The organism is Streptomyces sp. Ncost-T10-10d (assembly GCF_900091955.1).
Taxonomy (GTDB): Bacteria; Actinomycetota; Actinomycetes; order Streptomycetales; family Streptomycetaceae; genus Streptomyces.
On record NZ_FMDF01000114.1, the window covers coordinates 1 to 12,923 of the forward strand.

General features: G+C 71.1%; 6 protein-coding genes. 5 read left to right on the forward strand and 1 reads right to left on the reverse strand.

What is annotated here, in order from left to right; genetic code table 11:
- The 5 genes from GA0115254_RS18910 to fxsT all read left to right on the forward strand — a co-directional run.
- On the forward strand, positions 1–2,945 hold a 2,945-nt coding region (locus tag GA0115254_RS18910), incomplete at its 5' end, for an SAV_2336 N-terminal domain-related protein (RefSeq protein ID WP_093896488.1).
- Between the two features lie 303 nt (positions 2,946–3,248).
- On the forward strand, positions 3,249–3,446 hold the full coding sequence (fxsA, locus tag GA0115254_RS18915) for an FxSxx-COOH cyclophane-containing RiPP peptide (protein ID WP_093896489.1): 198 nt from the start codon (positions 3,249–3,251) through the stop codon (positions 3,444–3,446).
- Between the two features lie 169 nt (positions 3,447–3,615).
- Positions 3,616–4,854, forward strand: a complete 1,239-nt coding sequence (locus GA0115254_RS18920) for an FxsB family cyclophane-forming radical SAM/SPASM peptide maturase (RefSeq protein ID WP_093896490.1) — start codon at positions 3,616–3,618, stop codon at positions 4,852–4,854.
- The gene (locus GA0115254_RS18925; protein ID WP_093896491.1) at positions 4,851–6,254 is read left to right on the forward strand and encodes an HEXXH motif domain-containing protein; all 1,404 of its coding nucleotides are present in this window, start codon (positions 4,851–4,853) and stop codon (positions 6,252–6,254) included. Before GA0115254_RS18920 ends, GA0115254_RS18925 begins: the two co-directional genes overlap by 4 nt.
- Positions 6,255–6,334: 80 nt before the next feature.
- Entirely contained in the window at positions 6,335–9,328 is a 2,994-nt protein-coding gene (fxsT, locus tag GA0115254_RS18930; RefSeq protein ID WP_093896492.1) for an FxSxx-COOH system tetratricopeptide repeat protein, read from the forward strand.
- A gap of 101 nt (positions 9,329–9,429) precedes the next feature.
- On the opposite strand, the gene GA0115254_RS18935 is transcribed toward fxsT, so the two are convergent.
- Positions 9,430–12,923: multifunctional oxoglutarate decarboxylase/oxoglutarate dehydrogenase thiamine pyrophosphate-binding subunit/dihydrolipoyllysine-residue succinyltransferase subunit (locus tag GA0115254_RS18935; protein WP_093896493.1), on the reverse strand; the 3,494-nt coding region annotated here is incomplete at its 5' end.

Consider the following 12,923-nt stretch of genomic DNA (forward strand, 5'->3'; position numbering starts at 1 on the left):
CGCCGCTCGAACTCCAGCGAGCCCTGCGCCCGTTGCAGCGCTACCGCCCGGCCGCGCCCCCGCTGCGCCGCACTCTCGACGAGACGGCGACCGCGGAGCTCAGCGCCCGGGCCGGTGGGATGATCATGCCGGTGTTCCGTGGCGCCTCCCGGGGCGAGGCGTTGTTGCAGTGCGTCATGGACGCCTCGTCCTCCATGCTGGTGTGGGACCGGATGTTCGGCGAACTCCAGGAGATATTTGCTCAGTTGGGTGCTTTCCGGGATGTCCAGGTGCGCTATCTGCATCAGGGGCCCGACGGTGCGGCCGCGGTGAGCCGCAGCCCCGATCCGGCCGCCGCACCGCTGAACTCCGCAGACCGGCTGAGCGATCCGACCGGCCGTCGTGTCACCGTTCTTGTCAGCGACTGCGCCGGACCGCTCTGGCACAGCGGCCGGGCCCACCGGCTCCTGCACCAGCTGGCCGGACAGGCCCCGGCCGCCGTGCTCCAGCCCCTGCCGCAGCGGATGTGGAACCGCACCAGGCTGCCGGTCACCTACGGTTCGCTGTCCCGGGGTGACGGGCCCGGTGGCGCCGCCGTGCTGAAGGTCACGGAGCACGCCGGAACGGGGCCCGCCGTGCACCCGGGCGCCCTCGCGATTCCCGTACTCCCGCCGGTGGAAGGCGCGTTGGCGGCCTGGGCGAGGCTGCTCTCCGGCACCGGTGCGGGGCGGATCTCCGGAGCCGTCGGCTGGGTGCGGGCCGATCAGCCCGCGGCGGCCGCGCAGCGCCCCGGCGACGGGCTGTCCTCGCTCCAACTGGTCAGCCGCTTCCGTTCCGCGGCCTCCCCGGTCGCCGGACAGCTGGCCGTCTACCTCGCGGCGGCCCCGCTGTATCTGCCCGTGATGCAGCTGGTGCAGCGCACGATGCTGCCCCACTCCGGCCCGTCCGAACTCGCCGAGGTACTGCTGAGCGGACTGCTGACGCGAAGCAGGGCCGAGGACGGGGGTGAGGGCGGCGGTCAGTGGTACGAGTTCGCGCCCGGAGTCCGGGAAGCGCTGCTCGGCCCGCTGGGCCGGGACGAGGCGCTGCTCGTACTCAAGCACTGCTCGCAGTACATCGAGCAGCGATTCGGGAAGGGCGGGCCGAACTTCCCTGCCCTCGCCTTCGCCCAGCTCGGGGAGGGCAGGGACGGATCGTCGCGGTCCACCCACACCACGGACACCATGGAGAACAGCGCGCCCGACGGGGAGATCGAAGAGGGTGACGAGAACGGGGAGAGCGGCGCAAGCGGCGGGTCGCGCGTCCCCCATCCCTTCGCCGAGGTCGCGGTCCGCGTACTGGAGCGTTTCATGCCCCTGCCCGAGCAGTTCGTCATCCAGGCCGACCGGGACGGCTACCGGAGCCCCGTCCAGACGCCGAACGCGGCGGTGGAGAGTGCCCGCGTCCTTGTGCGGCACTTCGAATCGGACAGCATGGTGCAGTACCTGATCGACGCCGTGCAGCTGCTGCGGGGCGCCACGGAGCGCGAGGAACGGCCCGGCGCCGACCCCGAGCTCTGGGCGGAGTACTCGCGCTGCGTCCTGCGGCTGTGGGAGGTCCAGGGCGACGCCGAGCTGCTCCGCGAGGCCGAGTACGCCGCCGAACGGGCCGCCGCGCACCCCGGGGCGGCGCACGAACGGGCCGTACTGGCGAAGGTGTTGCACGCCGCGGCCGACGACCGGCGACGGCGTGGCGACCGGCGCGGCGCACTGGAACTGCTGCGGCGCGCCGACCGCGAGTACACGGCCGCCTGCTCGGCCCCCGGCCTGGATCCCGCCGAGGCCCTCCGGCTGACGCTGGAGCGGGTCCGGGCCCTGGAGGCGCAGTGGCGGCTCGACGGCGACACCGCCCTGCTGCAGGCGGCGTACGGCATGCTGGAGGCGTTCGCCGACGTCTGGCCCGACCAGGAGAACCGGCCCGCCGCCCTGCCGCTGGCGCACGGCCGGACCCTGCTGAGGCTGGCCGGGGCCACCGCCGACACCGAACAGTCCCGGGTGTACGCCGGTCAGGCGGCGCGCTCCCTGCGCACGGCGTTCGAGCAGGGCGGCGGCCGGCACACCATGGGCACCGAGGTGCGCATCCTGCTGGACCTGGTGGACGCCCTGCTCGCCTCCGGCGAGGAGCCGGACGAGGCGGCGACCCTGATCGAGCAGGCCCTGGCGACCGTACGGGAACAGCGGCTGCGCGCCCTCCTCCAGACCCGGGCCGCCCGAGTCCGTGTCGCCCGTTACGAACACATCGGCAACCCGGATGAACTCGTGGACGCCGCCGACTGGTTCGCCCGCGCCGCGCGCGGCGTCCCGCGCGACTCACAGGCCCACGCCGATCTGCTCGCCGAATGGGGCGGTACCCTGCTGCGCCGCGCCCAACTGCCCGACGGCCGCGCACACATCGGCTCCGCGGTACGGGTGCTGCGCGACTGCCGCACGGAGACGGCGGCGGGCAGCGCGCGTCAGGCCGATCGGCTGCTGATGCTGGGGCGGGCGCTGATGCTGCGGCACCGGGCCACCGAGGACCGGGTCGATCTGCGGGAGGCCGAGCATCTCTTCGGGCTCGCGGCCCAGGAGGCGACCGACCCGCTGACCGCCGCGCGCTGCTGGCTGGAACTGGGCCTGTCCCACCTCGACGCCTCCCGGGTGCTGAACCGTCCGGCCCGGCTCGACGAGGCGGCCGAGGCGTTCCGGGACGCGGCCGATGCGGCCGGCACGGCGGAAGCGGAGCTGGATAGTCCACAACAGGTCCGACAGGCAGTGGAGTTGGGTGCTACAGCCAACCACTGGCGGGGTATGACATACGAGAGGGCGGGGCGTCCCCGGGCCGCACGCGAGGCGTACCGGGCGGCCCGCCAGGAATGGCGCAAACTGCCGGACGGCGGCGGCGCGGCGGGCGAGTCGACCGCCGAGCGGCTGGCCGAGCTGGAGCGCTGAGTGCCGGGCGGGAGCGATCGGGCGGCCCGTCCGGACGGCGACCCCGGTGTGATGCCTTCCGGGCGGCGCGCGCCGAGTGCGACGGCGTACGACCGACGCCGGTCGACGGCATGCCCGCACAGGCGTATGTCGGACTGTGCGGGGCATCGGTACAGAGGTGACCGGTGCGGGTGAGACCGCACGGGTGTCATCGCAACGCGAGCAGATGTAGGTGTGTCAGGGACACGGGCTCGGCGGGACGCGCTCAACGGTGAGCGAGTGACCGCGGGCCCGATGCGGCAGTACGCGTTACGGGGAGGCGTGATGAGCGAGTCGACAGGCAACGGCGGGCCGGGCGGTGGGTCGTCCGGCGGGCCGGACGCGCTGCCGGATCTGCTGGAACTCGATCTGGAGGCGCTTCGGACACTGGACCACCCGGTGCTCAGCGAGGTGGTCGCGGATCTGTGCGGCCGGGCCGATCAGCCTCGGGAAATGCTGTGGGGATTCAACAGCGCCTTCTGAGGCGGGGAGCCCCGTCGTTCCTCAGGACGGGGTCGGCGACGGGCCCGGAGACGGAGGATTTCGGTCCGGAGCCCGGTTGAACAGGACATCCTGGCCCGGGACGGGTTTGCCCGCACGGCAAGCCAGGGATACTCGCCTCGGGCCGGCGACGGGGGCCGTCCCGGCAGACATGCAGCACGGGGGTGCCGGAGTGTCTCGACAGGCGACGCCGCGCACGCCCCGGCGCGTGGACACCGGTGCCGCCGGCCGACTCCCGGTCCCCTTCGGGCAGTTCATCGTCAAGGTGCATGGCCGGTGCAATCTGGCCTGCCGCTACTGCTACCTCTACGAGGGCCCCGACCGCACCTGGCGCGCCCGCCCGGCCGCCGCCGCACCCGCCGTCCTGGAGCGCACCGCGGACCGGATCGCCGAACACGCCGCGGCCCACGGACTGCGCGACGTCGCCCTGGTCCTGCACGGTGGCGAACCCCTCCTCGTGGGCGTCGACCGGCTGGCCGCCCTCGCCGACCGGGTACGTCACGTGGTGCCCGCGGACTGCACCGTCCACACCACCGTGCAGACCAACGCCACCCTGCTCACCGACGCCCGCATCGCCGTCCTCGCCCGGCACGGCATACGGATGGGCATCAGCCTCGACGGCGGTCTGGCCGCCCACAACACCCGGCGCACCGACCACGCGGGACGACCCTCCTGGCCCGCCGCGTCGCGCGGCGCCCGGCTCCTCGCCGAACGGCACCCCGACGCGTACGCGGGCATCCTCACCGTCGTCGACCCGCGGACCGACCCGGTGGAGATGTACGAGTCGCTGCTCGCCCTGCGCCCACCGGCCCTGGACCTGCTGCTGCCGCACGGCAACTGGACGAATCCCCCGCCGGGCCTTCCCAGCGCGGGAACGGCCCCCGCGGGCCCGGGCCGCCCGACCCCGTACGGCGACTGGCTCATCACCGTCTTCGACCGCTGGTGGCCGGCCGCACACCGGGAGACCCGGGTGCGGCTCTTCGAGGAGTGCATCGCCCTGCTGCTGGGCCTGCCCGCCGCCACCGAATCTCTCGGTCTCGACCCCGTCAACGCGATCGTGGTCGAGACCGACGGGACGATCGAGCAGGTGGACTCCCTCAAGTCCGCCTACGACACGGCCGCCGCCACCGGGCTCGACGTCTTCCGTCACACCTTCGACGACGCCCTGGGCCACCCCGGCGTCGCCGCCCGCCAGGCAGGCGCCGACGCGCTCGCCGCCGCCTGCCGCGCCTGCCCGCTGCTGACCGTCTGCGGCGGCGGCCACTACGCACACCGCTACCGCGCAGACAACGGCTTCACCAACCCGTCCGTCTACTGCGCCGATCTCGAACGGCTGGTGCGCCACATCGCGGCCCGGCTGTCCGACGCAACCGCAGGAGCACACCGATGATCCCCCCACCGAACCCCTTGTTCCCGGACCGCATGCTGCGACAACTCGGCCGCACGGAGGGCGATGTGGACACCCTCCGCGTCCTCGTACGCGACCAGGACACCCGACGGCTGATTCTTCTGCGCGCCGTGCTCGACGCGGCCGAGGCCGCCCCCACGACCGTCTGCCCCCCTCGGGCACTCGACCGGCTGCACCAGGACTGGGCACTGCTGGAAGCATCCGAGCGTGCCGACCGGGCCGCTGTGCGCACCGTCCTGCTCCACCCCTTCACGGGCCCCTGGGCGCAACGCTGTCTGCGCGGTCTCTCCGGCAGTACCCCCGGCGTCGAACTCGGGGCCGACATGGACCACTTGAGCGCTCTCGCCGCCGCAGCCGCGATCCGCGCAGGAGTCGCGTTCACGACCCGGCTCACCGCACACGACGGACTTCTGTCACTGCCCACCCTGGGCGCCCTCCGCACGGCCTCGGGCCCGGCCGACATCGCCTTCTCCGAAGGGGAATTGACGGTGTTCGAGACCGATGGCCGACCGCTGATCACCGTACATACGCAACAGGACGGCACGGCCTGCTCCGCCGACCCGCGCTGGCTGCCCGTGCTTGCCCTGCCCGCCGTACTGCCGGGCACCGGACCCGTACCCATGGACGACGTCGACCCGTACCGCGCCGGGGGCGGCGGACTCCGGCGCCACGGACTGAGCGCCGCAACCCACATCGACGATCACGAACGCAAGGCCTGGGCCGAGTCCTGGTCCGGAATGGAGCCCCTGCTCCGCATCGGCGGCGAACACCGCCTCACCGAAGCGGCCGTCCTGCTGCGCTGCCTGGTGCCGCTCGGACCGCCACCCGGCTCCGGACCCCTCGGCGACGGCGTGGCGCACTGCAGCGGCACCAGACGCGAGGCGTTCGGCGCCGTCCTCAGCAGCAAACCCGCCACGGCCGCCTATTTCGCCTCGACCCTCGTCCACGAACTCCAGCACACCAAACTGGCCGCGCTGGGCTCCCTCGTACCGCTGCACCACGAGGACGCGACACCACGCCACTTCGCCCCCTGGCGCTCCGACCCCAGACCCTTCGACGGCCTGCTCCAGGGCGCCTACTCGCACATCGCACTGGCCGACTACTGGCAGCGGTTCGCGCTCGGCGCGCAGCGCGTCACCCACCGGGACCTCGCCTGGGCCGAGCACGCCCGCTGCCGCGAGCAGGTCGGGGCCGTACTGCCCGTGCTGGCCGGATCGGCGGCACTGACCCGCGAAGGCCGCGTGCTGGTCGACGAGATGATCACGCTCTACCACCGTCTGGACGATTGTCCGCCCCCCACGGGTCATCTCGCGCGCGCGGAGGCGTACGTGGCCACCGCCAAGGTGATATGGCAGCAGAGGAACGGCTCGCGAGGGCAGTGAGCGACCGCGTGATATCGCTCGGAGCGACCATGCTCCGGTGTATCTTGACAAGGCCCGTATCTAGGCAGGGAGATGGTTGAATGCCCGGAACGCGTAAGCAAGTTGGAGCAACCGGGGCGCAGACCGTCACCATCAGTTTCGCCGGTTTCAACCGCGCCTGGGCGGCGTGGACCGCAGACCGTCTGGAGCGGCGTGGGGTGACGGTCGTCCAGCAGCGCTGGGACCCCCCGGTGGAGGTTCCGCTGGAGGAGTCGCTGCGGGATCTGACACTGTCGCGCGGACGTGTCCTGGTGATCCTCAGCGACTGGTACTTCCAGCTCGGACCACGCAGCCACGAGGAGTGGAACAGGGCCCTGCGCGAGGTCGTCGCCGCCGACCCCGACCGCTTCGCCGCCGTCTGCGTCACCACCTCCGCGCTGCCCGGCGCCACCTCGGTCTTCGCCGCCGCCGACCTGACCAACGTCGGCGCCGACGAGGCCGAACGGCGCCTCCTCGTACGCCTGGACCTGCCCACCGACCCGCTCCCCGAGTCCGTCGACGCCAGGCCGGGAATCCGGTATCCGGCCGACACCCCCGAGGTGTGGGGCGGGGTGCCACGCCGCAACACCCGGTTCACCGGCCGTGAGGAACTGCTCAGCAAGGCGTACCGGGCCCTCCAGGACGCCGGATCCGGAGCCGGCGTCGTGACCCTGCACGGCATGTCCGGCGTAGGCAAGACCCAGCTGGCCGCCGAGTACGTCTACCGGTTCGGCTCCGAGTACGACGTCGTGTGGTGGGTGCCCGCCGACCGCCGCGCCCTCTATCGTCAGAAACTCGCCGAACTCGCCCCCGAACTGGGCCTGTCCACCGGCGCCGAGTACGGCGAGCGGCTGCGCGCGGTACGCGACGCACTGCGCCGCGGTGAACCGCACTCCCATTGGCTCCTCGTCCTCGACGGCGCCGACGAACCCGAACACATCTGGGACCTGGTGCCGACCGGCCCCGGACATGTCCTGATCACCTCCCGCAACCCGGAGTGGAGCGAGCACAACAGCAACCTCGTCGAGGTCCCGGTCTACGACCGCGAGGAGTCGGTCGCCTTCATCCGCCGCCGGGCCCCGCGCCTGACCCCGGCCGAGGCCGACCAGCTCGCCGGCGCACTCGAAGACCTCCCGCTGCTCCTCGACCAGACCGCCGGCTGGCTCAACGACTCCGACATGTCGGTCGAGGAGTACATCGAGCTCCTCGAAGGCGGCATCGACCAGGACGTCGTCAAGGTCTCCGCGGACTTCCCGCTCGCCTTCCAGACCGCCTGGTCGATACTGCTGAACAAGCTCAAGGACACCGTTCCCGAGTCCGTCGACCTGCTGCGCCTGTGCAGCTTCTTCGCACCCGGCTCCATTCCCGTACGGCTGCTGAAGGAAATGCCCCCCGGTGAACTGCCGGAACAGCTCTCCGGCCTGATGAACGACCCGCTGCTGTGGAACAGGGCGATCGGCCAGCTCCGCCAGTACTCCGTGGTCCGTCTGGAGTCCCACGAGTCGGTGGCCGACGAGGCGTCGTCCGGCGAATCGCTCTACATGCACCGCATGGTCCACCAGATCATCGGCAAGGACATGCCGGAGCGGGACCGTCAGGAGTTCATCGACGTGGTCCGCCGGGCCCTCGCGGCCGCGGATCCCGGTCGGCCCACCGACACCCGTCTGTGGCCCGCCTACGCCGAGATCACCCCGCACCTGAAATGGGCCGACGTCCTCAAGAGCACCGACCCGGGAGTGCAGAACCTGGTACTCAACTGCCTGCGCTACATGTACCTCTCCGGGGAGTACCGGGCCGGCATCAAGCTGGGCGCACGGGCCATGGACGCCTGGCGGGAACTCCTCGGCGAGGACTACTCCAGGGTCTGGGACCTCCGATACCACTACGCCAACCTGCTGCGGGCTGTCGGCGACTACGCCGGTACGGAGGCCATCGAACGGGCCGCCGTCGACCATCTGCGCGCCGAACGCGGCCCGCAGGACCTGGAACACCTGCGTGCCGCCAGCGGCCTCGCCGCCGACCTGCGGGGCCTGGGCCGGTACGACGAGGCGCTGAGCATCTCCAGCTGGATCCTCGGCGCCTACCGCGAACTGCTGGGCGACCAGGACTCACGCACGCTCAATGCCCAGAACAACCTGGGCACTTCGATGCGTCTGCTGGGCCGGTACGAGGAGGCGCTCGAACTCAACCAACGCACCCTGGAGGCCCGGCGCCGACTGCTGCGACCGCGCCACAGCTGGACGCTCTATTCCGAGATCAACTACGCCACCGACCTGCGCCTGCTGGGCCGGTACGGAGACGCCCTGTCGCTCCAGAACCAGAGCGCCCGGGTGCACCGGCTGGTCATGGGCTCCGACAATCCGCAGACCCTGCGCGCCGAGCACAATCTCGCGCTGTGCCAGTACCGCTCGGGGGAGCGGGCCAAGGCCGCGGCGCTGTTCACCCGGGTTCTCGAACGATCCGAGCGTGTGCTGGGTGAGGACGACCCCCTGACGATGATGTTCGCGGCCAGCCAGAGCTTCTTCGCCCGTGAGCACGCCGACATCGACCAGGCCAGGGACATAAGCGAGAAGGTCGTCGGCGGCTATGTGGACATGCTCGGCGAGGATCACCCGTATGTGGCGGGGACCCGGGCCAACCATGCCCTGATCCTCCGTAACGTGGGGGAGCGGGACCATGCGCACACGCTCCTGGAGGAGGCGCTCGCCGACATGACGCGGGCCGTGGGGGAGAACCACCCCTGGACGCTGGGCTGCGCGATCAACGCCTCGGCGCTGCGCAACCTGGTGGGCGATCCGGAATCAGCCGCCGCACTGACGGACTCGGTCATCACCCGGGCCGTCGAGGTCCTCGGCCGGACCCATCCGCTGACCCTCTCCGCCCGGATCGCGCACGCCGCGGACCTGCGCGGTCTCCGGGAACTGCAGCGTGCGGACAAGGTCGAGACGGAGGCGCTGGGCGATCTGGCGGCGACCCTGGGCGAGCAGCACGTCCACACGGTCTCGGCTCGCTCCCGCAACCGTCCGTACTGGGACTTCGAACCGCAGATGATCTGAAGCATTCGGGTGATCCGAAGCCACCGAGCGCACATGCCGAGGGGCCCGGCCTCGCGATCAACTCGCGGGACCGGGCCCCTCGTCGTTCATACAGCGACCGGTCAGGCCTCGAAGACCTCGGCGACCAGCTGTGCCTGCTCGGCCTGGTGGCGCTTGGCCGAGCCGACCGCCGGGGACGAGCCGTGCGGCCGCGAGATGCGGCGCAGGCGCTCACCGTGCGGGACGTCGGCGCCGACGGCCAGGTCCAGGTGGTCGATCAGGTTCAGGGCGATGAACGGCCAGGCGCCCTGGTTGGCCGGCTCCTCCTGGGCCCAGAGGTACTTCTCGGCGTTCGGGTACTTGGCGATCTCGGCCTGGAGCTCGGCACCCGGCAGCGGGTACAGGCGCTCCAGACGGATGATCGCCGTGTCCGTGACACTGCGCTTCTCGCGCTCGGCCTCCAGGTCGTAGTAGACCTTGCCGGCGCAGAAGACGACCTTGCGGACCGCGTTCGGGTCGACCGAGTCGTCGCCGATCACCGGGCGGAAGCCGCCGGTGGTGAACTCCTCCACCTTCGACGCCGCCGCCTTGAGGCGGAGCATCGACTTCGGGGTGAAGACGATCAGCGGCTTGTGGTGCGGGTTGTGCACCTGCCACCGCAGGAGGTGGAAGTAGTTCGACGGCAGCGTCGGCATGGCGACCGTCATGTTGTCCTGCGCGCACATCTGGAGGAAGCGCTCCGGGCGGGCGGACGAGTGGTCCGGGCCCTGGCCCTCGTAGCCGTGCGGCAGCAGCAGCGTGACGCCGGAGGTCTGGCCCCACTTCTGCTCGGCCGAGGAGATGAACTCGTCGACGACGGTCTGTGCGCCGTTGACGAAGTCACCGAACTGGGCCTCCCAGATGACCAGCGACTCCGGACGGGCCAGCGAGTAGCCGTACTCGAAGCCCATCGCCGCGTACTCGCTGAGGAGCGAGTCGTAGACGTTGTAACGGGCCTGGTCGTCGGCGAGGTAGAGCAGCGGGGTGTAGTCCTCGCCGGTCACCTGGTCGACGAGGACCGCGTGCCGCTGGCCGAAGGTGCCGCGGCGGGTGTCCTGGCCGGCGAGCCGGACGGGGGTGCCCTCCATCAGCAGTGAACCGATGGCCAGGGTCTCGCCCATGCCCCAGTCGATCGTGCCGTTCTCCACCGAGGCCGCGCGGCGCTGCATCTGCGGCATCAGACGGGGGTGGACGGTGATCCGGTCGGGGATGTTGACCTGGGACTCCGCGATGACCTTCACGACCTCCTGGGAGACCGCGGTGGTCACGGCGACCGGGAACTCGGGCTGGACCTCGGGGGTGTGCGCCGGAGCCGGCAGCGAGGTGGCCTCGCGGACCTCCGCGAAGACCTTCTCCAGCTGGCCCTGGAAGTCCTGCAGCGCCTGCTCGGCCTCTTCCAGCGTGATGTCGCCGCGACCGATGAGGGACTCGGTGTAGAGCTTGCGCACCGAGCGCTTCTTGTCGATCAGGGTGTACATCTGCGGGTTGGTGAACTCCGGGTTGTCGCCCTCGTTGTGACCGCGGCGGCGGTAGCAGATGAGGTCGATCACGACGTCCTTGTTGAACGCCTGCCGGAACTCGAAGGCCAGGCGCGCGACACGGACGACGGCCTCGGGGTCGTCACCGTTGACGTGGATGATCGGCGCCTCGATCATGCGCGCCACGTCCGTGGCGTACATCGAGGAGCGCGAGGACTCCGGGGCGGCGGTGAAGCCGACCTGGTTGTTGATCACCACGTGCACGGTGCCGCCGGTGCGGTAGCCGCGCAGCTGCGACATGTTGAGCGTCTCGGCGACGACGCCCTGGCCCGCGAAGGCCGCGTCGCCGTGGAGCGCGACGGGCAGGACCGTGAAGTCCGTGCCGCCCTTGTTGATGATGTCCTGCTTGGCGCGGGCGATGCCCTCCAGGACCGGGTCGACCGCCTCCAGGTGCGAGGGGTTGGCGGCCAGCGAGACCTTGATCTGCTCGCCGTCCAGACCGGTGAAGGTGCCCTCGGCGCCCAGGTGGTACTTCACGTCGCCGGAGCCGTGCATCGACCGGGGGTCGAGGTTGCCCTCGAACTCGCGGAAGATCTGCGCGTACGACTTGCCGACGATGTTCGCCAGGACGTTCAGCCGGCCGCGGTGGGCCATGCCGATGACGACCTCGTCGAGGCGGGCCTCGGCGGCGGAGTCGATGACCGCGTCGAGCAGCGGGATGACGGACTCGCCGCCCTCCAGCGAGAACCGCTTCTGGCCGACGTACTTGGTCTGCAGGAACGTCTCGAACGCCTCGGCGGCGTTCAGCCGGCGCAGGATGCGCAGCTGCTCCTCGCGCTCGGGCTGCTGGGTGCGCGTGCGCTCCACCCGGTCCTGGATCCACTTGCGCTGCTTCGGGTCCTGGATGTGCATGAACTCGATGCCGGTGGTGCGGCAGTACGACTCCCGCAGCACACCGAGGATGTCGCGGAGCTTCATCATCGACTTGCCGGCGAAACCGCCGACCGCGAAGTCCCGCTCCAGGTCCCACAGGGTGAGGCCGTGCTCGGTGATGTCCAGGTCGGGGTGCTTGCGCTGGCGGTACTCCAGCGGGTCGGTGTCGGCCATGACATGGCCGCGGACCCGGTAGGAGTGGATCAGCTCGAAGACCCGCGCGGCCTTGGTGACGTCGTTGTCGTGCGAGGCGTCGATGTCCGTGAGCCAGCGGACCGGCTCGTACGGGATGCGCAGCGCCTTGAAGATCTCGTCGTAGAACTCGTTCTCGCCGAGGAGGAGCTGGGCGACGATCCGCAGGAACTCGCCGGAGGCGGCGCCCTGGATGACCCGGTGGTCGTACGTCGAGGTCAGCGTCATGACCTTGGAGATGCCCAGCTTGTTCAGGGTGTCCTGCGAGGTGCCCTGGAACTCTGCCGGGTAGTCCATCGCGCCGACGCCCATGATGAGGCCCTGTCCGGGCATCAGACGCGGCACCGAGTGCACGGTGCCGATGCCGCCGGGGTTGGTCAGCGAGGCGGTGACTCCGGTGAAGTCGTCCATGCCGAGCTTGCCGTTGCGGGCGCGGCGGACGATGTCCTCGTAGGCCTGCCAGAACTCGAAGAAGTTGAGCGTCTCGGCCTTCTTGATGGCCGCGACGACCAGCTGGCGGTCGCCGTTCGGCTTCACCAGGTCGATGGCCAGACCGAGATTGACGTGGTCCGGCTTGACCAGGGTCGGCTTGCCGTCCTTCAGCGCGAAGGAGTGGTTCATCGCCGGCATGGCCTTGAGGGCCTGCACCATCGCGTACCCGATGAGGTGCGTGAAGGAGATCTTCCCGCCCCGGGCGCGCTTGAGGTGGTTGTTGATGACGATGCGGTTGTCGAAGAGCAGCTTCACCGGAACGGCGCGGACGGACGTGGCCGTCGGCAGCTCCAGCGAGGCGTTCATGTTCTTCGCGACGGCGGCCGACGGGCCGCGCAGCGTCACGTACTCGGGGCCGGCTGCGGCCTCGGTGGCCTCGGCCGCGGCGGGCTTGGCCGGTGCAGGAGCGGCGGCCTTCGCGGCCGGGGCCGGCGCGGCCTTCGCCGGGGCTGCCGGAGCAGCTGCGGCGGGAGCGGCCTGTG